The sequence below is a fragment of the SAR324 cluster bacterium genome (assembly GCA_015232315.1).
Lineage (GTDB): Bacteria > SAR324 > SAR324 > SAR324 > NAC60-12 > JADFZZ01.
Window position 1 is genome coordinate 173,548 of sequence record JADFZZ010000005.1, and the last position, 25,976, is coordinate 199,523.

General features: G+C 43.8%; 23 protein-coding genes and 1 tRNA gene. 17 read left to right on the forward strand and 7 right to left on the reverse strand.

The window, feature by feature from the left end:
* The first annotated feature begins 26 nt into the window (after nucleotides 1-26).
* Together HQM11_06425 and HQM11_06430 are read left to right on the forward strand one after the other, a co-directional pair.
* Nucleotides 27-1,238 carry an acyl-CoA dehydrogenase gene (locus HQM11_06425; GenBank protein ID MBF0350648.1) on the forward strand — a complete coding sequence of 404 codons (1,212 nt, stop codon included), beginning with the start codon at nucleotides 27-29 and terminating at the stop codon, nucleotides 1,236-1,238.
* Nucleotide 1,239: 1 nt separating this feature from the next.
* The gene (locus HQM11_06430; GenBank protein MBF0350649.1) at nucleotides 1,240-1,929 is read left to right on the forward strand and encodes a DNA alkylation repair protein; all 690 of its coding nucleotides are present in this window, start codon (nucleotides 1,240-1,242) and stop codon (nucleotides 1,927-1,929) included.
* Nucleotides 1,930-1,974: 45 nt separating this feature from the next.
* Here the strand turns inward: HQM11_06430 and recQ are convergent, their stop codons facing one another.
* Both recQ and HQM11_06440 read right to left on the reverse strand, forming a co-directional pair.
* The gene (gene recQ / locus HQM11_06435; GenBank protein MBF0350650.1) at nucleotides 1,975-3,813 is read right to left on the reverse strand and encodes a DNA helicase RecQ; all 1,839 of its coding nucleotides are present in this window, start codon (nucleotides 3,811-3,813) and stop codon (nucleotides 1,975-1,977) included.
* A complete protein-coding gene (locus HQM11_06440; protein MBF0350651.1) occupies nucleotides 3,800-4,657 on the reverse strand; it encodes a ribonuclease H-like domain-containing protein in 858 nt (285 codons plus the stop codon). The genes recQ and HQM11_06440 overlap by 14 nt, the downstream gene beginning before the upstream one ends.
* A 241-nt stretch (nucleotides 4,658-4,898) precedes the next feature.
* Between HQM11_06440 and HQM11_06445 the strand changes: the two genes are divergently transcribed.
* The 5 genes from HQM11_06445 to HQM11_06465 all read left to right on the forward strand — a co-directional run bounded on the left by HQM11_06445 (nucleotide 4,899) and on the right by HQM11_06465 (nucleotide 9,407).
* Nucleotides 4,899-4,974: transfer RNA gene (locus HQM11_06445), tRNA-Asn, on the forward strand.
* Between the two features lie 423 nt (nucleotides 4,975-5,397).
* Nucleotides 5,398-7,128 carry a single-stranded-DNA-specific exonuclease RecJ gene (gene recJ, locus HQM11_06450; GenBank protein MBF0350652.1) on the forward strand — a complete coding sequence of 577 codons (1,731 nt, stop codon included), beginning with the start codon at nucleotides 5,398-5,400 and terminating at the stop codon, nucleotides 7,126-7,128.
* 89 nt (nucleotides 7,129-7,217) lie between these two features.
* Nucleotides 7,218-8,045 (forward strand): cytochrome c biogenesis protein CcsA, encoded by an 828-nt coding sequence (gene ccsA, locus HQM11_06455; protein ID MBF0350653.1) that lies wholly within the window; start codon nucleotides 7,218-7,220, stop codon nucleotides 8,043-8,045.
* A gap of 9 nt (nucleotides 8,046-8,054) precedes the next feature.
* Nucleotides 8,055-8,999: a polyprenyl synthetase family protein gene (locus tag HQM11_06460; GenBank protein MBF0350654.1), complete on the forward strand. Its 945-nt coding sequence runs from the start codon at nucleotides 8,055-8,057 to the stop codon at nucleotides 8,997-8,999.
* Between the two features lie 141 nt (nucleotides 9,000-9,140).
* Nucleotides 9,141-9,407, forward strand: coding sequence for a hypothetical protein (locus tag HQM11_06465; GenBank protein MBF0350655.1), 267 nt, complete (start codon nucleotides 9,141-9,143; stop codon nucleotides 9,405-9,407).
* On the opposite strand, the gene HQM11_06470 is transcribed toward HQM11_06465, so the two are convergent.
* On the reverse strand, nucleotides 9,390-10,562 hold the full coding sequence (locus HQM11_06470; GenBank protein ID MBF0350656.1) for a hypothetical protein: 1,173 nt from the start codon (nucleotides 10,560-10,562) through the stop codon (nucleotides 9,390-9,392). The two genes, HQM11_06465 and HQM11_06470, sit on opposite strands and share 18 nt — an antisense overlap.
* Before the next feature lie 7 nt (nucleotides 10,563-10,569).
* On the opposite strand from HQM11_06470, the gene HQM11_06475 reads away from it, so the two are divergent.
* Nucleotides 10,570-11,121 carry a YqgE/AlgH family protein gene (locus HQM11_06475; GenBank protein MBF0350657.1) on the forward strand — a complete coding sequence of 184 codons (552 nt, stop codon included), beginning with the start codon at nucleotides 10,570-10,572 and terminating at the stop codon, nucleotides 11,119-11,121.
* Nucleotides 11,121-11,729, forward strand: coding sequence for a thiamine phosphate synthase (locus HQM11_06480; GenBank protein MBF0350658.1), 609 nt, complete (start codon nucleotides 11,121-11,123; stop codon nucleotides 11,727-11,729). Before HQM11_06475 ends, HQM11_06480 begins: the two co-directional genes overlap by 1 nt.
* Here HQM11_06480 and HQM11_06485 read toward each other — a convergent pair.
* Nucleotides 11,670-12,980 (reverse strand): GNAT family N-acetyltransferase, encoded by a 1,311-nt coding sequence (locus tag HQM11_06485; protein ID MBF0350659.1) that lies wholly within the window; start codon nucleotides 12,978-12,980, stop codon nucleotides 11,670-11,672. The two genes, HQM11_06480 and HQM11_06485, sit on opposite strands and share 60 nt — an antisense overlap.
* Before the next feature lie 29 nt (nucleotides 12,981-13,009).
* Here HQM11_06485 and HQM11_06490 point away from each other — a divergent pair, with 29 nt between their 5' ends.
* From HQM11_06490 to HQM11_06515, 6 genes are all read left to right on the forward strand, one after another.
* A complete protein-coding gene (locus HQM11_06490; protein ID MBF0350660.1) occupies nucleotides 13,010-15,253 on the forward strand; it encodes a glycosyltransferase in 2,244 nt (747 codons plus the stop codon).
* Between the two features lie 181 nt (nucleotides 15,254-15,434).
* Nucleotides 15,435-16,154: a signal peptidase I gene (lepB, locus tag HQM11_06495; protein MBF0350661.1), complete on the forward strand. Its 720-nt coding sequence runs from the start codon at nucleotides 15,435-15,437 to the stop codon at nucleotides 16,152-16,154.
* A gap of 49 nt (nucleotides 16,155-16,203) precedes the next feature.
* On the forward strand, nucleotides 16,204-17,064 hold the full coding sequence (locus tag HQM11_06500) for a methionyl aminopeptidase (protein MBF0350662.1): 861 nt from the start codon (nucleotides 16,204-16,206) through the stop codon (nucleotides 17,062-17,064).
* 76 nt (nucleotides 17,065-17,140) lie between these two features.
* Nucleotides 17,141-18,397: a sulfate adenylyltransferase gene (locus HQM11_06505; GenBank protein MBF0350663.1), complete on the forward strand. Its 1,257-nt coding sequence runs from the start codon at nucleotides 17,141-17,143 to the stop codon at nucleotides 18,395-18,397.
* Between the two features lie 42 nt (nucleotides 18,398-18,439).
* Nucleotides 18,440-19,498 (forward strand): FtsH protease activity modulator HflK, encoded by a 1,059-nt coding sequence (hflK, locus tag HQM11_06510; protein MBF0350664.1) that lies wholly within the window; start codon nucleotides 18,440-18,442, stop codon nucleotides 19,496-19,498.
* Nucleotides 19,499-19,593: 95 nt separating this feature from the next.
* On the forward strand, nucleotides 19,594-19,929 hold the full coding sequence (locus HQM11_06515; protein MBF0350665.1) for an STAS domain-containing protein: 336 nt from the start codon (nucleotides 19,594-19,596) through the stop codon (nucleotides 19,927-19,929).
* A gap of 209 nt (nucleotides 19,930-20,138) precedes the next feature.
* On the opposite strand, the gene HQM11_06520 is transcribed toward HQM11_06515, so the two are convergent.
* A complete protein-coding gene (locus HQM11_06520) occupies nucleotides 20,139-20,303 on the reverse strand; it encodes a hypothetical protein (GenBank protein MBF0350666.1) in 165 nt (54 codons plus the stop codon).
* A gap of 105 nt (nucleotides 20,304-20,408) precedes the next feature.
* Here HQM11_06520 and HQM11_06525 point away from each other — a divergent pair, with 105 nt between their 5' ends.
* Both HQM11_06525 and HQM11_06530 read left to right on the forward strand, forming a co-directional pair.
* Nucleotides 20,409-21,302, forward strand: coding sequence for a glycosyltransferase family 2 protein (locus HQM11_06525; GenBank protein ID MBF0350667.1), 894 nt, complete (start codon nucleotides 20,409-20,411; stop codon nucleotides 21,300-21,302).
* Entirely contained in the window at nucleotides 21,292-22,368 is a 1,077-nt protein-coding gene (locus HQM11_06530) for a glycosyltransferase family 2 protein (GenBank protein MBF0350668.1), read from the forward strand. The genes HQM11_06525 and HQM11_06530 overlap by 11 nt, the downstream gene beginning before the upstream one ends.
* Here HQM11_06530 and HQM11_06535 read toward each other — a convergent pair.
* Together HQM11_06535 and HQM11_06540 are read right to left on the reverse strand one after the other, a co-directional pair.
* Nucleotides 22,340-22,564 (reverse strand): hypothetical protein, encoded by a 225-nt coding sequence (locus tag HQM11_06535; protein MBF0350669.1) that lies wholly within the window; start codon nucleotides 22,562-22,564, stop codon nucleotides 22,340-22,342. The two genes, HQM11_06530 and HQM11_06535, sit on opposite strands and share 29 nt — an antisense overlap.
* On the reverse strand, nucleotides 22,557-25,952 hold the full coding sequence (locus HQM11_06540) for a hypothetical protein (protein ID MBF0350670.1): 3,396 nt from the start codon (nucleotides 25,950-25,952) through the stop codon (nucleotides 22,557-22,559). The genes HQM11_06535 and HQM11_06540 overlap by 8 nt, the downstream gene beginning before the upstream one ends.
* Between the last annotated feature and the right edge of the window lie 24 nt (nucleotides 25,953-25,976).

Genomic DNA, 25,976 nt, shown 5'->3' on the forward strand with positions numbered 1-25,976 from the left:
ATCTCAATTTTTTATGAAGGATTCTTATGATCAATCTCGAAATTCCCAAAAGTTTGAAAGTGATTTCCGACATGGCCCATGAATTGGCGGAATCCATGTTTCGTCCTATTTCACGCAAATATGACACCGCCGAGCATGAATATCCGGTCGAACTGAACATGTTGCGTTCCATCCTCGACGGCATGGAAGACGGCGGTGCCGGACAAGGCGCTGGCGGATTGAGCCGTGACAAGGAAAAAGGCAAAGACCCCAAAAAAATCCGTAATGGCAAAAATATGGGAACGGTCCAGAACATGATTGAAATGTGCTGGGGTGATGTTGGACTCGCCTTGACCATACCGGGGCAGGGGCTGGGCAACGCGGCGATTGTCGCAGTGGCAACTCCCGAACAGAAAGAACGGTTCCTGGGAAAATGGGCCGCCATGGCCATTACAGAACCCGGAACCGGATCAGACTCCAGCAACATTTCAACCACGGCGGTTCTGGATGGCAATGAATGGGTGCTCAACGGTGAAAAAATCTTTGTCACTGCCGGAGAACGCGCGGATCTGGTGGTGGTCTGGGCCTCCATTGATAAAAAAGTCGGAAAAGCCGCGATCAAATCGTTTGTCGTGGAAAAAGGCACCCCTGGAATGGAAGTTGTCCGTCTGGAAAAAAAACTGGGAATCCGTGCCTCTGACACGGCAACCATCATTCTCGACAATTGTCGCATTCCCCGCAGTAATTTGCTGGGCACCGAAGAAATCGACACCCAGAAAGGGTTTGGTGGTGTCATGCAAACGTTTGACAACACCCGTCCAATTGTCGCCGCCATGGCAATTGGCGTGGCCAAAGCCGCCTTGGAATTAACTCAAGAGCTTCTTTCCAAAGAAGGAATTGAGCAAAAATATCAGGAACGCCTGTTTGATGTCAGTGCGGCTGAAGCGGAGCTGTATAAAATGGAAGCGGATCTGGAAGCGGCACGACTGCTAACCCTGAAAGCCGCATGGATGGCCGACAATGGCCGACCCAATTCCAGAGAAGCCTCCATGGCCAAAGCCAAGGCCGGACGCATGGGCAACTGGGTCACATTGCGTTGCGTGGAACTTTGCGGAAGCCTGGGCTACAGCGAAGAATATCTGCTGGAAAAATGGGCGCGGGATTCAAAAATTCTCGATATTTTTGAAGGCACCCAGCAAATTCAAAAACTCATCATTGCCCGGAGTTTACTCAAAAAATCCTCAAAGGAATTGAAATAGCATGGATTCGTTTCTTGAATTTATCCGCCATGCTCTGGAAGAACAGGCCGATCCTGAAATTTCCAGAGGCATGGGCGCCTACATGAAAACCAGTCAGAAATGTTATGGAGTGAAAGCTCCCGAACGCCGTCAGATTTTCAGGGAAGCCCGCCTTCGGTTTCCTGTGAAAACCTTTGATGAATATCGGGAGTTGATTCTGGCTCTGTGGCAGGGGGAAAGTCGTGAAGAAATGTACATGGCGCTCGACGTTGCTGAATATTACAAAAAGTTTCAGACTAATGACGCCATGGATCTGTATGAAAAATTGCTGGAAACCGCGACCAACTGGGATCTGGTGGATCCGATTGCCGGCAGTCTGGTAAGCCGGTTGGTGATGAAGAACAGGGCACATGAAGCCCGGTTGCAACAGTGGCTCCATTCTGAAAATTTCTGGTTCCGCCGATCCGCCCTGCTGGCACATCTCCGCCACCAGGACACCACCAACGTTCCCCTGCTGGAAGCATCCATCCTTCAGTTGATGCACGAAAAGGAGTTTTTTATCCGCAAGGCGATTGGCTGGGTTCTCCGTGGTTATTCCTATGTGGATCCTGAATGGGTTCAAGCCTTTGTAAAACAACACGAAAACGAACTTTCTGGCCTCAGCAAACGGGAAGCCCTCAAAGCGATCCATCGAAAAGCCTCACGCCTTTGAGTTTTCAGACAATCGTTGTGCGCGGATTCGCAAGTTGCAGGCATTTTATTCGGAATGCTGTTGTAGCACCTCCAGAAATTTTTGGCCGTAACGCTGAAGTTTTGTTTCGCCAACGCCGGTGATTCTGCTGAGCGCATCGATGGTTTGCGGGCCGATTTCCGCCATTTCCCGCAACGTCGAATCATGAAAAATCAGATAGGGTGGCACATTTTGGGCGCGGGCCAGATCCATCCGCAGTTCCCTGAGTGATTCCCAACGTTCCCAAGCAATTTGTGAACGGAAATGGCTGATGTTCAAGGGATTCTTTCGGGCAACTTTGGTCGATGCTTTTTTGGCGACAAGCTGTTCTTTCCGCATGGTCAATCCCTGTTCGCCTTTGAGCACAGGCTTGCATTTACTTGACAGGCGCAAGCCGCCATAACCTTCCAGATCCACATTGAGCATGTCCATTGCCAGCAGTTGCCGGAACACCGAACGCCATTCCTTTTCAGACAATTCTTTGCCGATGCCGAATGTGGAAATTTCGTGATGACGCTTCTGACGGATTCGATCTGAGTCTTTTCCAAGTAGCACATCAATCAGATATTCCACACCAAACCGCTGTCCTGTCCGGAAAACACAGGACAACGCTTTTTGTGCCGCAATCGAGGCATCCCAGGTTTCCACGGTGTTCTGACAAGTGTCACAATTGCCGCAGGAGTCTGCGGCATCTTCCCCGAAATAGCGGAGAATCACATGACGACGGCAATGGACTGTTTCACAATAACCCAGCAGGGATTCCAGTTTTTGCTGTTCCACCCGTTTATGCTGTTCAGAGGCTTCTGATTTGGCCAGCATTTGCCGGATCATGATCACATCCGACAAACTGTAAACCATCCATGCGTCAGAAGGTTCACCATCTCTGCCGGCTCTGCCTGTTTCCTGATAATAACCTTCCATGCTTTTGGGCAGATCGAGATGGGCCACAAACCGGACATTGGGTTTGTCAATACCCATGCCGAACGCGACCGTTGCCACAACGATGATATTTTCTTCTCGCAAAAACCGGTATTGATGCCGTTGCCGATCCTTCGTTTCCATACCGGCATGGTAGGGCAGGGCCGTGTAGCCATGATCGGTGAGCCATTCGGCGGTTTGCTCCACTTTTTTACGGCTCATGCAATACACAATGCCGGAATCATTGGGATGTTCTGTTTTCAGAAAATCCAGCAGTTGTTGTTTTGCATTGGCTTTGGGAACCACCCGGTAATGAATATTGGGACGGTCAAAACTGGAAATAAAAATTCCAGCCTGCTCCAGCCCCAGTTTCAGGCGAATCTCACGCCGTGTCAGTTCATCCGCGGTCGCCGTAAGAGCAACCCGTGGAATTTCAGGGAAGCGTTCATGCAAAACGGTGAGTTGGAGATATTCCGGACGAAAATCATGGCCCCATTGCGAGACACAGTGGGCTTCATCAATAGCAAACAGCGACAGTCGTGTTTGTGACAACAGGTTCAGAAACCGGTCAGTCAATAACCGTTCCGGAGCCACATAAATTAAATCAAGCTCGCCTTGACGAACCTGCTGCTCAATACGTTGATTTTCCTGGTAGGTCTGGGATGAATTCAGAAATTCGGCACGCACTCCATTTTGCTTGAGTGCTTCCACCTGGTCTTGCATGAGCGCGATTAGCGGTGACACAACGACGCCCACGCCTTCACGTAGCAGGGCTGGAATCTGGAAACATAAAGATTTTCCACCACCTGTGGGCATCAGCACGAGGGCGTCTTTTCCACAAAGCAGTTGATGAATGATTTCTTCCTGTCGGCCCCTGAAGGATTCATAGCCGAAGACATGTTTCAAAATTTCCAGAGGGGATGTGAAGGAAAAATTAGTATCGGGCATAGGGATCAAAAGGACGGGATTGTCGTAGCAGATTGCGCACAGTCGGCATATGCGGCTGAAACGGAATCGCGGGACGTGGAGGAACAGACAGATTAAGCGTGTTGCCGAAGGGGGTTTCTTTGAGCTTCAGGTTGTAAGTCATCACCATCAGTGGTTCAAGATTGACCACATCTTCAATGTTGTATGCCAGCAGGGTATCGAGGGCATGCTGGTTTTTATTTTTAATATATTCATTCCACAGCAACACAGCAAACAGACCATCGATGCCATCAAGTTCCTTGCGGTCCAGGCCGAATTCCTTTTCACATTTTTTCAGTCCTCCCTTGTATCCCAGACTGCGCAATACATTTCTCAGATCGATGTGGGAATGGGGTAGTTTGATACCGAAATAAGCTTGAATGAACGGCACATCGAAGTTTTTGCCGCAAAAAGTTACCAGCAGCGAGTATTTTTTAATGTCTTCAGGAAAGTCCTGAAGGTTGATGCCATTCACATAATGGAATATTTTTTTTCCATCATATACGGCAATGGTGGTGATCTCGCTTTCACCCACGGTCAGTCCTGTGGTTTCGATATCCAGATAAGCCACACTATTCCGAAATTCGGAATAAAGCCGCCAATGCTGGGCTGACGCCAACCGCTGGGCAAAAAACTGAGGATGATTTTTTTGCAGATGATCAAATGAGTTACGTATTGCGGGATGATAAATTTCTTGTTGACGCCGGGTCAGTACAGGATCGCTTGTCTGAAGGAATTCTTTCCATGAACGAATCCCCTGGTCCCAAAATTTTTTTTCAGATTGAGGACCAATGGCGGGTAAATGACAGAAAGTGTGTTGAAGCATGATATTCCGGTCAGGAGTGATGAGCAAGCAGATGATATCCGCTAAAATATCAGGAAAAATGAGAAAATCTCGCAATATCCTGAGTGTCAGGTTGTACCTCTGAAGAATTAAAGAGTCCATGTTTAAGTCACATCTTCAGAATCCATGCGTCCGCATTGCCAATTGGAACAGCTTTTTCGCTCAGCAAAATTTTTCTTGAATGTTTGAATATTCAGGGTAAATAGTCGGGACTTAACTGAGTTCCCCAATAGCTCAGTCGGTAGAGCAGGTGACTGTTAATCACCGGGTCCGTGGTTCGAGTCCGCGTTGGGGAGCCATCCTATCAGTTATTTAGCCTTCCAAAGTTCCCCAAGACGAATCGACTACAGATTTCCTTTTTATAGCCTGGTCACAAAAAATAATATCAAAGGCCAACGTCATTATTTTGTTAATTCTTGTTGCGTGTTATTTTCAATCTAATCACGCAAATCCCGCTTACATTCCCGTTTTCTAAAGATTCGCCCATACAATAACTGATGCTACTGGCGAAACGATGACGAGGGCCAATAGTGGCGCCATCCAAACCATAGCCTTGCAACCCGCAGGCTGAGTAATAAAAAGACCGATAGCCAGAAGTGAAGGATTCAATCTGGTGAATTATTCAATAATGCATGCAAATCTTGTTTTTTCGCAGAGGCTCGGCATATACTTCAGAGTTCACTTCGGACAAAAAATATTTAACCGGAATTATCGCATCAAGTATGTCTCTTTTAGACCTTTCATGGAAAAATCAGGAAATTGAAGGCCAACAACGCCTAATCCTTAAACTCAGCAACGAGTTTAATATTTCCAAGACTTTTGCCAGCATTCTGGTTTCGAGAAAATTATACCAGCTTGATGCTGTTGCGACCTATTTGTTTCCCTCTGAAAAAGATTGCCACCATCCCCGCAAGTTGTATCAGATTGATCTGGCTATCAACCGTATTTATCAGGCTCTGCAGTTGCGACAAAAAATTGCCGTCTACGGTGATTACGATATGGATGGCACTGCGGCCACTGTGATCATGTATCGTTATCTTCGTAAAATAGGCGGCAGAGTCTCCTATTTTATTCCGGAACGTCTGAAAGATGGCTATGGCATGTCAGAAGCCACACTCATTATGTTAAAAAGCAAGAAAGTCGATTTAATAATCACAGTGGACAACGGTTCAGCGTCTGTCAAGGAAGCCCATTTTTTAAGGCAGGCCGGCATTGACCTCATCATTACGGACCATCATCAGCTTGGGACCGAAATTCCTGATGCGCTAGCGGTTATTAATCCGATGCATCCTCATGGCACTTATCCGTTCAGCGGCCTTTGTGGTGCCGGTGTTGCCTACAAACTTCTGATTGCGCTGGATGAAAAACTTGAAAAACATCATTACTGGGAAACCTCAGGCTGCATTCGTCCTAATCTGGAACGTGATCTGGATCTGGTAGCAATCGCGACCATTGCGGACCGGATGCCGCTGATTGATGAAAACCGGTTTCTTGTACGCAAAGGATTAGAAATTCTGAATCAACATCCCCGACCCGGGTTAGAGGCCTTGATAAAAGCCTGCCGGGTTCATGGTGAAATTACACCGAATGCTATCAGTTTTAAAATCGCGCCTAAAATCAATGCGGTTGGACGACTCAGTGATCCCAGTGTGGGCGTAAAATTGTTGCTGTCAAAGTCTGTGCATGAAGCACGGCCCTTTGCGCAAATACTGATTGATCTTAATGCCGAACGTCAGAATATTGAGCGTAAGATCCTTCATAGTGCCATGCTGTCTGCAGATACGCAGTCAGACAAACATTTTATTATTCTGCTTGACGAAACATGGCATCCGGGACTCATGGGCAACATTGCTGCCAAAATTGCCTCTCAATTCCACAAACCGACTTTGGCACTCACTCTGTCACAAGATAATTTTCTGGTGGGATCCGTAAGAGGTGTCGGTGGCATGGATGTCTGGACAATGCTTGAACGATGTTCCGGATTTCTTGAAAAATATGGCGGACATGAAGCTGCCGCCGGTCTGAGTCTGGTGACTCAAAATCTTCAGGGATTTTGCAGAAAATTTGAGGATGCGGTGGAACTTGCCCTCAACCAACCCCTACGTTCATCCAATGAACTGATGATTGATACATGGATTGAAGGCGATCAGATCAATCAACAATTTATTGAAGAATTGACAAAAATGTCTCCGTTTGGATCAAACAACCCTGAACCCGTATTAGGCATTTCAGGCGCACTCGTTAAAAAATTATCGCTTTTTGGAAAAAATCATCTGAAATTCATGATTGAAACATGTGCCAAAGAATTTGAAATTGTCGCATGGGAACATTCAGACTGGTATTTAAAGCTTGGAAAAACCATGGACCTGGCGGTAACCCCCCAAGGATGGGATCATGATAATCACGAAAATAAACCATTCCAATTTAAGGCAATTGATGTTAAAAGCGCCTGACTTTTATTTATTGAAGTTTACATGAAGGATCGTCTGATTGTTTCTGAACACATCATTAAACAACTGTGTTATACGCTATTGAAACACCTATGATTGAACATATTGGTATTGGGACAGGAATCATTTTTTATCTGATCGGTTGGGGGTTCAACCTCAATGATTCCAAAAATCCATCAATAATTCTGCGATTTTTACAAACACAGATGATCCGTGTTGGCTGGATGATCCATACACTGATCCTCGGGTATAAGGCATACTACGGTATAGATTGGCCTGCCCAGTTGGTTCCGGATCTGCTCAATTTTGTATCATGGGCCAGTATTCTTCTGCTATTGACGGCAAGAAGCCGGATGAGTCATTTTATCAACATCACCATTCTACCAATTTTTGCTTCCATGCTGCTGATGCTGTCACTTTCTTTTGACAGTGGATGGACACCCGGCATCGAAGTAACCGGTGAACATACCTGGAAATTTCAGTCATTTCTGCTGGCGCATATTGTCACATTGATTGCAGGACATTTGTTGTTTGCTCTGGCTTGTTTTTCCAGCATCCTGTTTTTGTATCAGGAATACCGGCTGAAAACAAAACTGGCAACGGTCAAGAGACAGCGCATGCCCTCTTTAAGTACGCTACGTCAAATCAGTTATCGAGCTACCTTCATTGGCTTTGTTTTTTTAACAGTTGGATTGCTTCTGGGTATTATGCTGGTTGATTCCACTCATGGCATGAATCAATTTGGCGTTCGACGGATGATGTCGATCCTGGTGTGGCTCATGTATGGTTTTTTCATTGTGGAACAGCGCGTTCAGGGCTATCAGGGTAAACGGGTGGCGATTGGCTCAATCGCTGGTTTCAGCATGGTCATTCTGGCAATAATCATTGAAATCTATTATCTTCAAGTTCCAGCGTCATAGGTCCACTGCATGAGATTTGAACAGATCCTCGGTAAATTCCAGGAAGAACTGAGGGAAACACGTGAATTCATGATATCTCATGTCACACGAGATCTTGGAACTATTAAAGGATCCGATGCGTTTGCCGCCTATCCAACATCCCAGTTTTTGCGTTCAATCATTCTGTTCAGCAGTGCCACTGATTCAAGAAATACCACCCTCCCTCTTTCTCAAATTGCCAGTGTGCTGGAATATCTGCATCTTGCCTCCAAACTTCATCGACACATTCCACAGATTGATGAATTCCGCCGACTCAACAAAGAAATTGCCAATTGGTGGCATAATGAACTGAGCATTCTCGCAGGAGATTATTTTTTATCGATTTCGTTCAAGATTCTCACACAGTTGGGGAACATGGATCTCCTGGAGCTAATTTCAAATGCGACAAGACTCATTTCACAGGGACAGGTTCTTGAAATAGCCAATGGTTCCGGAACCTCATCCGAGCAAATTTATTTTGAAATTGCAGGAAATAAAACCGGGAGCCTGGCAGCGGCGGCGGCAGTATGTGGGAGTATTTCTGATAATTCCGAAATGATTGTCAGGGATAGTTATTATGAATTTGGGTTTCAACTGGGCATCGCTCTGCAAATCCATGATGATGCACAAACCTGCGCTAATCCTCAAATGCTGGAATACGCCTTGCGTGAGAACAAGACGCTGTACCCCATATGTTGCCTGCTGAATCGTTTTCCTGATCAACTGGAAACAAGGGAACTGTTGACCCATCTTCATGAAAACCATATACAATCCGCCAGTCAGTTGGCATACCGCATGTTGTCACAATTAGCCATCATGCCTCTGGTTGAGCAGGAAATTTCCTCAAGACTGCAAAAAGCCTCTTCCTCACTAAGCAAGCCTGATCAGTTTGAACATCTCATGGCGTTATGCCAGTCTCATAATTTTTCAGTTTAAAAAAGAAACACTATTGACGAATTATTCCAAGACCCTATAGTGAGTCCTGCGAGAATAAAGTGGAGAATCCCATGATTATTTAAGACAGGATGGATGTATTCTCATAAATTATTGTTGATGACCTGTTTTCAGTGAGAGATGATGACCGAGCCAAACCCAAATTCAGCCGAACATTCTACTATTTCAGCACCACCTCAAAACTGGCAATTGATGGATGCTGTACAAATGGTGGAAATGCTAATGGAACTCTTTGATAATCAACGTGATGAAGCTCAGAATCACCTCAAGCGTGAACACAGCAAACTGGTGCGACTCAGCAAATCAGGTCATGCTCACAACAAACGAATGGTAGAAAAAAAAATTTCACAAATTGAAAAATCCATGAAATTGTTACTTGGAGTCGGATGATTTCCGGCTCGATTCCAACTGCACACGCCACCGGGACAATACATCCGAAAGTTTTCCACTCCAATCAGCCCATTCAACTGAAGCATCGGTGCTTTCCACCACCGATGGCGACCTGACAGAAATAGTTTTTTCCTGAACCATCTGTTTCAAGGCCTGAATCCTGGAGATATATTCAGAGTTGTCCTCAGCAACTTCTTCAACATCATTCAGGGTTTCCTCATTTTTTTGATTGCTGGCAGCATCTGTTTGAGTTGCGCCCAACCACATGGAATTGGCACGAACCGCATTGAGTGTTACTTTTTTTTGAGCGAATAATGACACCGATGCCAGAACATCATGTAGTTCAGGAAATGCCTCCTGACAATATCCCAGAAACCAGTCTGATCCAGGCAATGTCTGAGCATTTTCACCATCCATGACATACAGCACCAGAATCGCTTTCTGACTTGAAATTCTGTGAATGAATGCAGGCATGCAGACGCTGGCCACTGGTTCTGGGATAATCTCATTCCAGTGTGTCGCCAATTTACCAACCCAGATCTGATCTTGTCTGGCCTGTCCTAAATCGCCCACATGGCACTCAATACGTTTTATATGGAGTCCCGGGACTGATTGGTTGAGTAATTTCAGGTAACGTTCCATCTCCAGATAAATAATCTGGGCAAATCCGCCATCATATACCACCAGGTGCAAAATTTCATTGTCCTGTTTTTTCTGTAAGCGTAAAAACCAGTGATTTTCAGTTTCGTCCAAACATGTGCCTGCGTCTTTTTCAAGAGCCTCCCGCAGCGCTGGAGCGGAAGAGAACGTTTTGTTGGTTAATAGCGTCAGGCTCTCATGAAACACGGGTCGCAGATAATTTTTCAGTATTTCCACCGCTTGATAATCAATCTTCCATTGCCAGGATGTTTTGATGTTCCTGGGGTAGGCATTTTGAGCCAGAAACTCATCCACAGAATGGAACCACATCTTGCGAAGTTTGATCAGATGTATTACATGATCCTGACCAAGCGCATGAAATAAATGGTTCAGCATTTGGGGCAACTTGTTTTTTGCCAGTTTTTCCCGGTGTGTTTCCTGAAAACCAACCTGTGATTTTACCTTCCGGGATATTTTTTTAAATACATCTGAATTTGCTATTTCTGGAGAAATCATGGATTCCCTGGAAAATGAAATGATTCCTGGATTATTGGTAGCAATGCCAAGCCTGCAAGACTCTTATTTTGAAAAAACAGTAGTTTTGATGTTGAATTATAATAGCAACGGTGCTTTTGGTGTCGTCATCAACAAAAATTCGAACAATCTGATTAAAGATTTATTAGTCAACAAAGACAATGTAAATTCAGATAAATTTAATTTTCCGTTGCTATTGGGAGGACCTGTCCAGACAGATTCTTTCTGGGCACTCCATTCGCCTGATTTTTCCGGAGAATCTTCAACCACGGTCTCAACAAATATTTCAATCAGTTCCGCACAGGAAGTATTGTTGGCGATTGTTGGAGATGAAGGGCCTCAACAACTACACATCGGTTGTGGTTATGCCGGCTGGGGACCCGGCCAACTGGACAGGGAGATTGAGGATGAATCATGGTGGTTGATGCCCTTGAATGAATCACTGGTGATGACAACAGAACACAAAAAACAGTGGGAAATCATGATTCACGATCTGGGAATTGATCCCCTGATGGCATTTATCAAATCGGGAACTGTTTAATGACGTTGCTTTATGCTATAGCCCACTCCATGGAGCGCGCTCATTTTTTTCTTGAAGGAAAAGTACCACTCATACAACTCCGTTTTAAAAACCAGTCTCTGCTTCCTTATAAAAATCAAATCACTGAATGGATTCTTCAATATCGTGAGAGCCATATCATCATTAATGATAATCCTGAATTTGCCATAGCTGTGAATGCCTGGGGGGCGCACCTCGGACAAGAAGATTTACAGCATTACCAACCCGAAAATTTTTTCAACACGTCATTAAAGCTGGGAATTTCAACGCATTCTGTTGAGGAATGGCACATTGCCCAACAGTTTAAGCCGGCCTATGTGGGGTATGGGCCAATCTTTCCTACAAAAACAAAAACACTGAATTATACGACACATGGAATTCATGGATTGGCAACCTTTGTACAGAAGGTATCGGCTCCTGTTGTGGCAATCGGTGGAATCTCAGCAGACAAGCTGAAGGACGTTCTGAAGGCAAATCCATGGGCTATTGCCATGATTTCAGGTTTGGATCACCTTCAGACTCAGGAAGATCTATTTTTTCTGCAACGAACTTTTCTTTCCATTTCCCAGCAATCGGCCATAAACACGTGATCCCTGAAAATCAAAATTCAGCCTTTTTTTCTGGGGTAATTGTTCATGGCTCATTTCAGTAAAGCCACAATTCTGGAACACGAGTGTGGTGCGAGTGAGTGCGAAGATGAGTTTATAGTAATTTTTCGGAGCAAGATTAATGGCTTCCAACACCATAAATCGACCGATTCCCCGATTGCGATGGGTTTCTTTCACGGCCAAACTGGCTATTTCAATGGATTGATCATCATCATACGGGATAAGTTCACAGCATCCGGCCAATTCTTCATCAATACAATAAACCAGAAAATTTTCGATATGCTGTTCAACATATTGAATTGATCTGGAAACAATCGCAAAATCTTGAACAGGTTTTTTTAAAATTTCCAGAATCATATGACTGTCACTGAGTCGTGCTGGACGAATCTGTGTATAGGAACTGTTGGTCACCATGGTGCCAATCCCGGTGGATGTGAGTAACTCTGCCAGCAACGAGCCATCCAGGGAACTATCCAGCAGGTGACACCGCTCAACACCTCGTTCACAGGCATCAATCAATGCCGATAAGGATGAGCGAAGTCTGAATTCCGGCTGATTATCTCGAAGCCATTGTTTCATGGCAGTGGTTGTCATTTCATGAATTTCAGCCAATGCTGGATGTTCCTCTTGAGATGTTTCTGTTAAAATGATTAACTTTCTGGCGCGGATTCTGGCGGCAACTTCTACGGCAACCCTGTTGGGATCCAGCAGTAGCAAACGACCTTTTTCACCAATCGCAAAGGGTGGAATGATTGGTAAATAATGTTGCTCTGTCATTTTTTGTAATGCTTTTGTATTGATATCACGGATTATACCCGTAAAATGCGCCGTTTCATCCTGTTTGTAATCAATTTTCTCAGCATGAATGAAATGACTGGAAATCGGCACAATGTCTTTTCCATAACCATGTAAACGTGTCATTAGCTGCCAGTTGATAAATGCGGTATTTTTCTGAATTTCTTCCATGGTGTCATATTCCTCATCGGTCTGTTGCGTTTGTCCCGGATCAAACAATGAGGTTTGTAAACCCTGTATCAAAATAATACGAATACCTACCCGGTATAATAAAACCAGATCATCCAGCACGCCGGAAATATCATGTTGTAACGCATCACCTGCGAGTTGAATTACAAAAATATCCTGATGAAACTCTTCCAGATAGGGTAATGCAGCTCTAAGATTATGAATGAAGCCAATCCACACCTTTTCAGAAGATATATCATGATCAGACATACGACCTTTATGAAATGGAGAAAATCTGAATGAATCCGCAAATCTCCGTGGTTATTCCCGCCTACAACAGTAAAGAACTATTACAACGCTGTTTGAAATCGCTGGCCAGTCAGACCGCATCGCTATCCCGCTTTGAAGTCATTGTTGTGGATGACGGGTCCAGTGATGGAACGATGGATATGCTGCATTCATTTGCACAAAACAGTCCTTTCAAATTCAACTTCAGGCACATTCCAAACTCCGGCCCTGCAACAGCCCGGAATTTGGGGATTTCTCTGGCAACATGTGCTTGGATTGCATTTCTTGATGCGGATGTTGTCGCCCATCCCAACTGGATTCAGCGTGGATTGGAACTTATTGAACAAAATCCCTTTGCCGGTGGTTTTGAAGGCAAAACTGAGGTCAATAATCGCCATGAACAAACCGCATTTACGCATCAGACAGAGAATACCTTTGGCGGGCGTTATCCTACATGCAATCTGATTGTACGCAAGGTGTTTTGTCATTTCTATACCAAATATCGAATTCCGTTTCGTGAGGACACAGACCTGGCATTTTGTATTCTTGAATCAGGATTCAATATTTTCTTTGATCCGCATCTGGTGGTGTACCATCCTCCCTTGTCACCCAATTATTTACGTCCTATTTACCTGGCAAAACGCTATTATTATAATGGTCTTCTGCAACGAAGGTTTCCACGGCGTTATAAAAAGGAACTCGATATTCATCGAATCATGGGATTGGAAATCCCACACTTAAAATTAAAACTCTATGGCATGTTCCTTTTATTCCAGATTGGGTTTATTGGGAGTCTGGCATATATCCCCTGGGGCGTCACACCGGCAATTTACGCAGGATCTGTCTATTTTTTCGCATATCTTTATGGGTGTGCTTTCAGCATGCTCAAAGTGGATGCACGCTCTCGTAAAATAGTGGATGGCTTGGCTTTTGCCGCACAAATTCACATTGTTCCCTGGATTCTATACCTCCAACTGATCAAGGGCTGGCTCGATTTTCGACAAGAAACGCCCTTTTCCAGACACAACTGGTTAAATCAGATTAAATTTCCTGTTGCCCAGCGTCCCCATGATATTATTCTGGTATCAACAGCAGACTGGAATCATCCCTTCTGGACCAACAAACAACACATTGCCTTACGTCTTGCTCAACGCGGAAACCGTATTTTATTCGTAGAATCCCTGGGTTTGCGTCAGATGACACCCTCTTCAAGAGACTTGTTGCGTATCTATCGACGTTCTCTGCTTCTGCTGAAAGGCATAAGGGAGCCTGTTCCTAATCTGTTTGTTTGGTCGCCCCCCATTATACCATTACATCGTTTTAATATTATTAGAAAAATCAACTGGGTTATTTTGAGCAAAATGATACAGCACTATTCTCGTAGTCTTCATTTTGAAAATCCGATTTTGTGGTCATACAACCCAATCATTTCGGAATTGGCGGATGATCTGAAGTCATCCAATATTATATATCATTGTGTGGACGAGTTAAAAGCCGCACCGGGCATGCCGGCCAAAACCATTGAAGCTCAGGAGGAAATTTTTTCAAGAAAAGCCCGAATTATTTTCACAACGTCACCCAATCTTTATAAAACACGTAAACTATGGAATTCTCAGACCTATTATCTGCCTAATCCATGTGACTACGAGCATTTTCACAAAGCTTCTCAAGATATACCCACCGCGAGAGAACTCCAGGATATCCCTGAGCCTAGGCTTGGTTTTGTCGGTGCGTTGAGTCGTTATAAAGTCAATGGTCCTTTGTTGCGTACTATTGCTGAACGTTATCCTGACTGGCATTTGATATTGATTGGTGAAATCGGCGAAGGTGAACCAGGTTCCAAATTTGACGAAATTGCGGGATTAAGCAATGTGCATATCGTTGGTCCCAAACCATATCAACAACTTCCGAATTACCTCAAAGGATTTCAGGTTGCCTTATTGCCATGCCCCATTAATGATTACACGCAGAATATGTTTCCACTGAAATTTTTTGAATATCTTGCCGCGGGATTACCGGTCGTGACTACGGCGTTACCCGCACTGAAAGATTATAAAGACATGTGTTACTGGTGTGATACAGATGAAGCCTTTGTCGAATCAATTCGTCTGGCTATTGAAGATACGCAATCAAGACCTGATAAAATCCGTAAAGGAATAGAATTGGCAAAACAAAATACGTGGGATCATCGAGTGTCTTCAATGCTTGAAATTTTATCCAAACATATCGAATATCCACCGGAAAACAATATTTGAAACTTCAACAACGAGTTCATTAATTATGCTGTTAGATTCATTGAAAACTTATAAAATATCGCGTAAACAACTGGCAATCTTTCAAAAAAAAGGGTTGACAGAAGAATGCGTTAAGAATTTGGCTTCCCTAGAAGATCAATTGTTTGTTTCGAAAGATTCCTTTCTGACTAAATTGCAATCCATGCCTGAAGGCAATGAATTGCTTAAGCATCAAGCGCTGATTCTTGGAAAAACTCTCAGTTATTTTCGTCTGGACAAGTGGATCTCAAATAAAGTCATTCGTGAGTGGACAGAAGCACTCGTATTTGCGCTCGTGGTTGCGACAATTGTCCGAACTTTTTTGTTTGCGCCTTTCAAAATTCCATCCGGTTCCATGTATCCCACAATCAACATTGGGGATCATATTTTTGCCACCATGTTTTCCTATGGTGCGCCAATCCCTTTTACCGATATCAAACTGTTTCCGCAACCCATCGAACGTGGAGATATTGTCATATTTCCCTATCCACGGGATCCATCTATTGATTATATTAAAAGAGTCGTAGCTCTTGCCGGTGAAACTGTTCAGATCATTGAGGACCAGATTTATATCAATGGAACAGCGTTGAAAGAGCCTTATGCTTATTATGATCCTCAGAAGCAGCACATGATTGAACAATTCAAACTGACAGCCGGCGAAAATATGCCACCTATTAACAATTTTGGTCCGGTCACCGTGCCGGCAGGGCATATTTTTACCTTGGGAGACAATCGCTATAACAGTGCTGATGGGCGCTATTGGGGATTTGTGGATATCAAAACTGTCAAGGGACAAGGACAACTCGTTTATTGGTCTCATGATCCAGAAGCAGGACTGTTTGGCGGATACCGACTGGAACGACTGTTTCAACGATTGAAATAGTCCTACACCTATGTTTCAGAAAACAACCTTTGGCAGGATTACAGAGTTTATGAAAAATATATCTCGAAATGACAACTGCTGGTGTGGCAGCGGTAAAAAATATAAAAAATGTCACTTGGCACAAGACACTCAGCAACAACACACCAAAGTTCAAAAAACGTCACAGGGGATCATTATAAAAACTGAAGAGCAAATAGAGGGCATCCGTAAAAGCTGTCAACTGGCTAAAAAGACGCTTGATATGGTGGAAGAACGGATCAAATCCGGAGTTACCACAGAAGATATCAATCAATGGGTACATCAATATACGTTGGAGCATAAAGCCTACCCTGCCCCGCTAAACTATAAGAAATTCCCCAAAAGTGTGTGCACCTCATTGAATAATGTGATTTGTCACGGTATTCCGGATAAAACTCTTCTAAAAGAGGGCGATATCATCAATGTGGATGTCACCCCTATCTTGAATGGTTTTTATGGTGACAGTAGCCGAATGTTTATTATCGGTTCTGCTGATAAAGTAGCAGTTCGACTGGTGCAAGTTGCCAAGGAATGCCTGGATCTGGGGATTCAGGAAGTTCGCCCATTCAATACAATAGGTGATATTGGCCATGTGATTCAAAAGTATGCTGAAGGTCAGGGATTTTCTGTGGTAAGAGAATTTGCGGGACATGGAACTGGCATAGAATTTCATGAAGCCCCACAAATATTGCATTATGGGTCTCCAAAAACAGGTGAAATCATGCGTCCCAATATGATTTTTACGATTGAACCCATGATCAATTCAGGTCGTCCGGATAGTATGGTACTTTCAGATGGTTGGACGGCTGTGACGGTTGATGGCTCCTTATCCGCACAGTGGGAACATACCGTTCTGGTCACAGAATCAGGTGTTGAAGTACTCACAGCTTGATTCTGACAGAAGGCCTGCATACTATCCCCAAATTAAGTTTCTGTATTTTAACGACTAACTATCTCTGGAGACTCACATGATATCTTTGGTACCTGTCCATGGTGGACTGAATGCGCCTGTTAACCGAATCATTCCACTGTCACGAAGACAACAGTTTCTGCAAGAAGCTGAAAACTTCCCAGCCATTGAGGTCAGTAAGGCAGATGTATCATCCGTTTACCGATTCAGCGACGGGACATTGTCTCCGTTAAAAGGACCTATGGATGAAGAAGCATGGCACCAGGTTCTGGAAGAAAACACCATTGAGTACAATTTTAAAAAATACGCATGGACCATTCCTGTATCATTACCCTTGACAGATGAGGAAGCCGCCAACATTCCTCATGGGCATACCGCTGTTCTCAAGAATGAGAAGGGTGAAGTGTTTGCCATGCTAAAACACACCCAGGTTTTTAAATGGGATAAGCCAAAGTATATCAAAAGTGTTTATGGAACAGACCGGACAGACCATCCAGGCGCAGACATGGTGTTGAAAGATTCAAGAAATCTCCTGATAGGCGGCGCGATCTGGGCATTACCCCAAAAAATTGATCCAGCCTATAGTGAATTTGTATACTCTCCGCGTCAAACACGACTCTATATCGCTGAACAAAAATGGGATCGGGCTGTTGCGTTCCAGACTCGCAATCCGTTGCATCGAGCCCATGAATACGCATTGGTCGCGGGTGTAGAACAACTTACCAGAAAAGGTTTTTTCACCGGTGTTGTGCTGAATCCATTGATTGGCGAACTCAAGGGGGATGATGTGCCGGCCAAAATCAGAATGGGTTGCTATCACAAACTCCTTGAAGAAGAACTTCTGGGACAGGGAGATAAAGATATTGAACTCTGGAATAGCAGAGGCTATGACCTGACTCAGGTTTTTGCGCTGATAGGGCTTGATATCAAAATGTTTTATGGTGGCCCCAAAGAAGCTGTGATGCATGCGATTTATCGCCAGAATCATGGTTTCACTGATATTATTATCGGAAGGAAACATGCTGATGCGCCTTATCACGACGGTACTGCCATCTGGGGAGATTTCGATGCTCAGGAAATTTTTGAATCCATGCAAGGTAATCTTGAAATTCAACCATGCAAAATTGGTTTTGCCGGATATTACGAGAGTATGAAACGTGTTGACCTGATGGAGAATCATCCCGGAGAAAAACCGTTGTCTATCAGTGGCTCAAAAATCAGGGAATCGCTCAGAAACGGCGAAGTACCGGATCCGAGAATTATCCGGCCTGAAATATCCGCTATTCTGATTGATTATTACAAACAATCCGCCTGATCATCCACTTTCTGTTATAACCTGATAACAAAGGATAGAACTATGGAACCCTGGAACAAGAACCCCAAAAAATCGCCTTGGGACAAAAATCAATCACCTAATGTTGATGAAATTTTAAACAAGCTTCAACAACAGTTTCAACGTGGCTTTGATCAGAAACCATTAGGGTTTCTGATTCTCTTTGTTATCATTGCTCTGTGGATGGTGACTGGCGTCTTCATCGTTGACCCTCAGGAACAGGCTGTGATCAAGCGTTTTGGTGTAGTGATGGATACCGTTGGTCCCGGACCTCACTATCATCTTCCGGCTCCCATTGAAACCATTGAAAAAGAAAAAGTGACAGCGGTTCAACGGATTGAAATCGGATTCCGAACGGTCGATCCCGGCCCGCCGGCTCGTTATCGACAGGTCAAGCAGGAATCCATCATGCTGACAGGCGATGAAAACATTGTGGATGTTCAATTCACCGTTCAGTACCGCATATCTGTTTTATCCGAATATCTCTATAATGTGACTAATCCTGTTGACACTGTGCGTTCAGCCGCTGAATCAGCCATGAGGGAAGTGATGGGACATACAGCCGTGGGCGATGCTCTAACCATCGGAAAAGAACAGATTGAAATCAAGACCGCAATGCTACTCCAGGGAATTCTGAATGAGTATCAGGCTGGCGTAAAAATCGAGAATGTGAAACTTCAGGATGTTCATCCACCAGAGTCGGTCAAAGAAGCATTCAAGGATGTTGCCAGTGCCAAGGAAGATAAAGAAAAGGTGATCAATGAAGCCGAAGGATATGCCAACAATCTTTTACCCAAAGCACGTGGAGAAGCCTCTCAGATCATCAATGCGGCCAAAGCCTATGCTGAAGAGGTTGTTCTGCTGGCGGAAGGAAAAAGCCAAAAGTTTAATTCTGTCTATGAGGAATATAAAAAAGCCAAAGACATTACCCGACAGCGTATTCAGCTTGATACCATGGAACAGGTTTTGCCTAGAGTGAATAAAATCGTTGTGGATCCACAATTAGGCAAAAATTTTCTCCCTTTTTTGCCCATCAACCAACAGCAAAGCTTGAAAATAACAGAGCCCAAGGCTGAACCTTAAAAATTTGTTTATTTTCTTGATTTTTATCCTAATAACACGCACTAACACCATAGTGAACTTTTTTTCACCTATAATTTTACCACTCAGGAGTTACAATGCAGCTAAACCACCGCGTTGAAAAAAATATTTGTATTTTGTCTGTCGAAGGAAATATCGCGCTGGATGGCGTCAGTGATGTCAAAAGTTATCTGAAACCATTTCTGGATGATGATTCGATAAAGGGAATTGTTATTAATTTTGAAGGTGTGAATTTTATTGATTCTTCAGGAATCGGTCTGATTGTATCCGTGTTCAAAAATTTGCAACAACGTGGGGCAAAATTAACATTGTGCAAACTTAGCCAAAAGAATCAGGAAATTTTCAACATGACCCGTCTGGATAAAATCCTCAGTATCCATGAAACAGAAGCACAGGCTATATCCAACATCTAATTTTCTGAGATTGTGGTCGATTGTAATTCAATCGACTCTTTTTCATGAGTTGATCCCAACTATTTGAATACTTCTCATATAGTGAAGGATTTTTACCCCCCTTCAATGTCAATACAGTGAGAAAGGCTATCGCCAATTTTCCCTGAAGCACTCTTGGTCTTTTCAGGCCATCTTTCCTGAAATCTGCTTTTGTGAAAGCCTCCAGAAATTTATTGTTGGCTTGTATCCATCATATTGGGGGCAAGATCCATCTTGCTTAAAAAGGGCAATGGCTCAATATTCTTTTTAGTTTCAAAAAGATGAATACGATCCAACTCTGCTTTCAAGCTTTGAATTTCCTGCAACAACATCAATGTGTATTGTTTTCTCGTCATAATCCCTCGTCATTGGTATAGAGTATTTTTTCTGGTATCAAACGATGCCCCCAGGAAAAGAAAAGCAAAACAGAGACCAACTTTATCTGATTTTTAGAATCTCCTATGACAGCAATTAAAATCCCGGAAATATGTGCCATTGTTGTTACATGGAATCCCTCAGTCGATATTGACAATAACCTGAAGCAATTACTGGACGTTTGCCGGCACGTTATTATCGTGGATAATGGTTCTCCAGACGCCTACTGGAAGACGATTGAACACCTCGGATCAAACCCTCAAATCACGATTATTAAAAACGCGACCAACACTGGTATTGCCGGGGCGCTCAACCAGGGGATCTCCAAAGCAATGGAACAAGGCTATCAATGGGGTCTCACCATGGATCAGGACAGTTTGATCACTCATGAATGTGTACACGCACTTTGGACATCCTGCCTGTCTTGTGGGGAACCGGACAAAATCGCAATCATTACACCTGTCTATCGGGATCCGGCAACACAGAGGCTGATTCGTTCTAAAAACTGCAATTCTGAGACTGCTTATGTTGAAATCATCGCAAACATGACCTCTGGCAACCTTGTTCGACTTGCGGCAATCCAACAAGTTGGAATGTTTCGGAAGGATCTGTTTATTGATTATGTGGATTATGAAATTTGTCTCCGTTTAAGAAAACAAGGCTACAAAATTATACAGGCATGTCAGGCTGTCATGGATCATCAACTGGGGCAAACCACCCGAGTTGCTATTGTTGGGCAAGTTTTTTTTCCAACAAACCACTCACCGCTCAGACGCTACTACATTGCTCGCAATCGATTGGTTCTTTATAAAAACTATTGGAAAGATGAACCTCTGTTTTTAATTAAAGATGGAATACGATTTTTGGGAGAGTTGATGAAAATTATTTTTTTTGAACAGAATAAATCCGAAAAAATAGCTAAAACCCTGAAAGGAATTCATCATGGAATTTGCGGAAAAATGGGGATCTATGAACCCTAAGGTGTATGTCCTTCTCCTGAACTGGAATGGGTGGGTTCATACACTGGAATGCCTCGAAAGTTTGTTTCGCAATGAATATCCACACTGGCAGGTAGTGGTTTGTGATAACGCTTCGACAGACAATTCCATGTTTCATATTAAAAAATGGGCAGATGGCGAGATGTTGGCGCCTGTTGGGGCAAATCCGGAGATGGCCAGTTTCACCACACCACCGTGTTCCAAACCCGTTGTTTATTGCCAGTACACCCAGGATGACATTGAAAACTCTAACATAACGCAAGATAGCACTCCATTGATTCTGATTCAGAACAAAACGAACCTTGGTTATGCTGGTGGATGTAATGTTGGATTAAAATACATTTTAAAACAGCACAACGCCGCCTACGCATGGTTGCTGAACAATGACACGGTGATTGAACCGGGTGCGCTGACATCACTGGTAAACAAATCGCTGAATGACGCCCATTATGGAATCTGTGGATCAACGTTGGTTTATTATCATCAACCAAAGCACATCCAGGCCAGAGGCGGAAATCAGTATTTTCCTGCCTTGGGCAGCACATCCCACATAGGTTTCAATGAATTTTTTTCACGGATATCCGCAGAAGAAGAACTGAAACTTGAGAAAAAAATGGCTGCGCCTGTGGGAGCAAGCATGTTGGTCAGTCGTTCATTTCTGGAGAATGTCGGGTTGATGAGCGAAGATTATTTTTTGTATTTTGAAGAACTGGATTGGGCTTTGCGAGGTCGTGGGCGCTACCATCTGGGCTATGCGTCAGACAGCATCATTTACCATAAGGAAGGAGCGTCTATCGGTGGTGGAAACAAAGACAAACGACAAAAAAGTGAGTTGGCGGACTACTATGAAATTAAAAACCGTCTTCTCATCTCTCGTAAATTTTACCCAATGTTTATCCCGACTGTTTTAGCTGGGTATCTGATCACCATCATCAATCGATTACGCCGAAAACAGGTAAACCGCATCCCCTTAATTTTCCAGGCGATTCGTGACGGTTTGCAACAAAAAATCAATTGCGTTATTCATCAACAATTTCCCAAAACTTGATCGCATGGCGGTTGACCACTTTTCCATCCTTGAGTCCAATAGCATCCATGGTGTGCCATTGGACTTTCTGAATAAGAATATCCCCATCTAAAAATGTGACACGAATTGTTTTTTTTTCTGTCACAACCTGACTCAACAGCAGGGATTCATAAGAAATTTCTGTTCTGGATGATTTTCTTTTCTGTGGATCATTCATCGGCTCTCAATTCTTGTACAAGTTTTTTAACAATATGAGGAATTGCATTTTCGAGTGCTTTCTGAACTGAATGTGAGATCATCTCTTCAAATACCTTTTCCAGATTTCCAGAATGATGCAGGCCCCGGTCCATGACCGTGTCATTAACACGAAGGGTTATTTCTTCCTGTTCTTCAATATCCTGATATTCCGAATCATCATCCATCACAAGTGTTGCGGAACTATCTGAAAAATCCCCAACCTCTTCCTGAACAACTTCACTGAAAGCATCCACTGTTTCAGGTTCTCCCATAACAGAAGATTCGCCGGCGTCATCGGTGAAAACATCACCCAGTGAATCTTCTGCGTCCAGATCTACCTCATTGTCAAAAGACGCGGCGGCGGCTGTAGAATTAGGATCTTCCCAGCTATCCGCGGTATCCAGTTCATCATGAAAAGACGCGAATTCTTCTTCAGAATCTGTCTCTTCAATTTCTTCAGAAGAATCCAGTTCATCATGAAAAGAACTGACATTGTCATCCAATGCGACTTCATCGTCCTCAATATCGATCTCAACATCATATTCATTCATTTCCAGGGTAGACATTTCCTGGTCTAATTCTTCAAGTTCCGACATTGTTTGGCGTTCCATATCAGCGATCTGTGCGGATGACAGCGAAGGTTCATCATCGGACTCCAGGAGTTCCTGTTCAAAAACATCGCTTTTTGTTAAGGCCTCGACATCTTCGTTTTCAGAAGGTTCCTCAAAACTCAGTTCAGATGCGTCCTCTGAATCTGTCAGTTCGGTTTCATATTCAAGAGCATCGTTCAAACCATCAACGCTATCAGAATCATCGGACAACAGCATTTCATCGTCTAACGCATCATCCTCTTCAGCATCATCGGACAGCAACATCTCATCTAGCACATCCTCATCTTCAAAAGCATCGGCTTCCATTGAATCTTCATCCAGAAATGCTTCGTCAGAAGCTTCCAACGCGTCAGCAGAGATATCGCCATCATAAGTATTGTCGTTTACAGGTCCCAAAGCCAAAGTCTCTTCGTCCTCATCCATCAATTCGTCAGACATCTCGTCCAGCGGTTCATCCAGAGACAGTTCGCTTTCCAGAGTTAAATCATCAATTTCCTCGTCTTCTGCGGAAAAAGACGCGTCGTCCATAAAGTCGCTGTCCTTGATTTCCTCTTCAGGCAGATCAAAATCCAGTTCAGTAGAATCATCTTCCAGGGCAACCGAATATGGTTCAGTCTCATTATCCCCCATCATGAGCGCATCAATTTCTGTAACAGCGGAGTTTGCGGATGAAATCATGACGTTATCGTAGGCACTGATATCCGTGGTGTCATCAGGTGATTCAAAATCATCCATGTCCTCTTTGTCTTCAGCCGTCTCAGATTTTGCGGATTCTATTTTAATATCCTCAAGCCCGTCACGCAACGTTTGGATTCCCGGTGCGTCATAACCGAGCCCCAGGTCATCTTCAAAATCATTGACGAGCAATGAAATATCATCCAAGCCCTCTCTCAACTGTTGTTCATCCGGGGCGGTTGAAACTTTGAGGGGTTCTATGTCATCTTCAAGCATGGAAGACAGATCCGTAGTGGCATCCATGTCGCTTTCATCAACAGCAAGGGACGTATCCAACAGTTGTTCCTCCTCATCCAGCATAGCATCGTCGCCAAAATCAACGGAATCTGATTCTTCAAACGCGTCATTGTCTTCATCAAATACAGGAATTTCCTCCAGGTCTTCCTCGGGTTCTTCAAAAGCCTCTTCTTCTGAAGTCTCAAAGGCGCTTACATCCAGTCTGTCTTCATGCTCTGAATCTTCCAGTGACACATCCAGTTCGCTGTCATCACTCAGTGTTTGAGAACTGATTTTTTGAAGATGATGATCAATGTCCTCGTCCTCATCCTCCTCCTCTTGATCTTCCTCAAAATGATTTTCGTCGTGCGTATCTTTTAGTGTTACATGGATTTCTTCATCACTATTTTCATTTTCTTCATCAAAATTCACATCCAGATCATCCAGATCCAGTTCCGCGGACAATGAGAATCCATCGTCCTCTTCCGCATTCAATTGTTGCCGCACCAATTGATCTTCCACACTCCATTCCGGTGCTGTTTCTTCCCGGGCAGGATCAGAAGATATTTCTTCATCGATCAACAATGGTTCATTGGTGCTTCCCTCCATGTCTTCAGGGAGTGCTAACAGCACAGAATCCATTGCGGTGCGTTTATTTTTCATGGTTTCAAAGTCCACTGCATCAGCCGCCTTGTCTTCAGGATCAAACGATCCTTCATCAGACAATTCTTCTTCTTCCATCAGCAACAAATCTTCTTCTTGGTCCTCATCCAGTTCCAATTCTTCTGTTTCCTCCACTTCATCAAAATGGTCCTCATCCAGGAGAAGTTCTGTCTCAACGGATTCTTCCATATCCAAATCGAGTTCAAGAACCTCCTCTCCGGAGTCTTCCCCCCATGAATCTGTGGCTTCCTCCTCATCCAGCATCAGAGCGTCATTCTGTTCGCTGTCATCAGAATCAACCTGATCCTCCATAAAATCTTCATCCGCGGACAATGAATCTGTCAAATCAGGAACATTACCATCGTCTTCCATCGACAATAATTCCTGTGCGTCCTGATCTGAAAAAGACGCACCATGAACAACCATGGTCTGTCCATCCAGGTCTTCCAGATCTCCCAATTCAACACTTTCCAGATTGGAATCCACCTCAGATAATTCCAGTAAATCATTATTTGTTTGTTCAGCTTCCACAAAAGCAAGGACATCCTCCTCATCAAGGTCCTCCGTTTCCAGAATATCCTCATCCTGAGGAGACAATTCGTCGGAAAAATCAACATCGGGGACATTTTCATCTGAAATTTCCGGAGATTCAGAAAGATTTCCCGCTTTAATCAAATCGATCATTTCGTCATCAAACACAGAAAAGTCTTCTTCGGCATCATGTCGTTCCTCAAAAGACAAAGCATTCTGAAATTCCATGGCGGAGGGCATCAGAAACGCTGATGGAATATAGTGTTTTATCTGGTCTTGCAGGATAGAGGCTTCAAATGGTTTCCTGATATAATTGCGAATTCCCAGATCTTTCAGATTTTTTTCTTCAATTGTATCGCGGGCATTGACCATCAGGATCACAGGAATCCTGCTCAGTTTCTGCTCTTTCAACAATTGTTTGCAGGTTGAGTAATTACGCTGCTGTTCTGAATTACTAAGCAATATCAGATCCGGGACAACCTGTTTTGTACGAGCCAGGAATTTTTCTGATTGCTGCTCTTGATGAATGGTGAGTTGGCTCTCCTTCAACGCGGAAGCGACCAAACCCTGAATAGTAGAACTTTCCTCAAGTACAAGCACAGACTTTAACATCTCACACCTCAAATTATAAATGAG

Excerpts from the sequence above, each read along its gene's own strand:
- lepB (MBF0350661.1), top strand. The coding sequence starts at position 15,435 with ATGCCTGAAGGCAATGAATTGCTTAAGCATCAAGCGCTGATTCTTGGA.
- HQM11_06490 (MBF0350660.1), top strand. The coding sequence starts at position 13,010 with ATGAATCCGCAAATCTCCGTGGTTATTCCCGCCTACAACAGTAAAGAA.
- recJ (MBF0350652.1), top strand. The coding sequence starts at position 5,398 with ATGTCTCTTTTAGACCTTTCATGGAAAAATCAGGAAATTGAAGGCCAA.
- HQM11_06515 (MBF0350665.1), top strand. The coding sequence starts at position 19,594 with ATGCAGCTAAACCACCGCGTTGAAAAAAATATTTGTATTTTGTCTGTC.
- recQ (MBF0350650.1), bottom strand. The coding sequence starts at position 3,813 with ATGCCCGATACTAATTTTTCCTTCACATCCCCTCTGGAAATTTTGAAA.
- HQM11_06470 (MBF0350656.1), bottom strand. The coding sequence starts at position 10,562 with ATGATTTCTCCAGAAATAGCAAATTCAGATGTATTTAAAAAAATATCC.
- ccsA (MBF0350653.1), top strand. The coding sequence starts at position 7,218 with ATGATTGAACATATTGGTATTGGGACAGGAATCATTTTTTATCTGATC.
- HQM11_06460 (MBF0350654.1), top strand. The coding sequence starts at position 8,055 with ATGAGATTTGAACAGATCCTCGGTAAATTCCAGGAAGAACTGAGGGAA.
- HQM11_06530 (MBF0350668.1), top strand. The coding sequence starts at position 21,292 with ATGAACCCTAAGGTGTATGTCCTTCTCCTGAACTGGAATGGGTGGGTT.
- HQM11_06520 (MBF0350666.1), bottom strand. The coding sequence starts at position 20,303 with ATGACGAGAAAACAATACACATTGATGTTGTTGCAGGAAATTCAAAGC.
- HQM11_06500 (MBF0350662.1), top strand. The coding sequence starts at position 16,204 with ATGAAAAATATATCTCGAAATGACAACTGCTGGTGTGGCAGCGGTAAA.
- HQM11_06485 (MBF0350659.1), bottom strand. The coding sequence starts at position 12,980 with ATGTCTGATCATGATATATCTTCTGAAAAGGTGTGGATTGGCTTCATT.
- HQM11_06525 (MBF0350667.1), top strand. The coding sequence starts at position 20,409 with ATGACAGCAATTAAAATCCCGGAAATATGTGCCATTGTTGTTACATGG.
- HQM11_06425 (MBF0350648.1), top strand. The coding sequence starts at position 27 with ATGATCAATCTCGAAATTCCCAAAAGTTTGAAAGTGATTTCCGACATG.
- HQM11_06540 (MBF0350670.1), bottom strand. The coding sequence starts at position 25,952 with ATGTTAAAGTCTGTGCTTGTACTTGAGGAAAGTTCTACTATTCAGGGT.
- HQM11_06480 (MBF0350658.1), top strand. The coding sequence starts at position 11,121 with ATGACGTTGCTTTATGCTATAGCCCACTCCATGGAGCGCGCTCATTTT.
- HQM11_06505 (MBF0350663.1), top strand. The coding sequence starts at position 17,141 with ATGATATCTTTGGTACCTGTCCATGGTGGACTGAATGCGCCTGTTAAC.
- HQM11_06430 (MBF0350649.1), top strand. The coding sequence starts at position 1,240 with ATGGATTCGTTTCTTGAATTTATCCGCCATGCTCTGGAAGAACAGGCC.
- HQM11_06535 (MBF0350669.1), bottom strand. The coding sequence starts at position 22,564 with ATGAATGATCCACAGAAAAGAAAATCATCCAGAACAGAAATTTCTTAT.
- hflK (MBF0350664.1), top strand. The coding sequence starts at position 18,440 with ATGGAACCCTGGAACAAGAACCCCAAAAAATCGCCTTGGGACAAAAAT.
- HQM11_06440 (MBF0350651.1), bottom strand. The coding sequence starts at position 4,657 with ATGCTTCAACACACTTTCTGTCATTTACCCGCCATTGGTCCTCAATCT.
- HQM11_06465 (MBF0350655.1), top strand. The coding sequence starts at position 9,141 with ATGACCGAGCCAAACCCAAATTCAGCCGAACATTCTACTATTTCAGCA.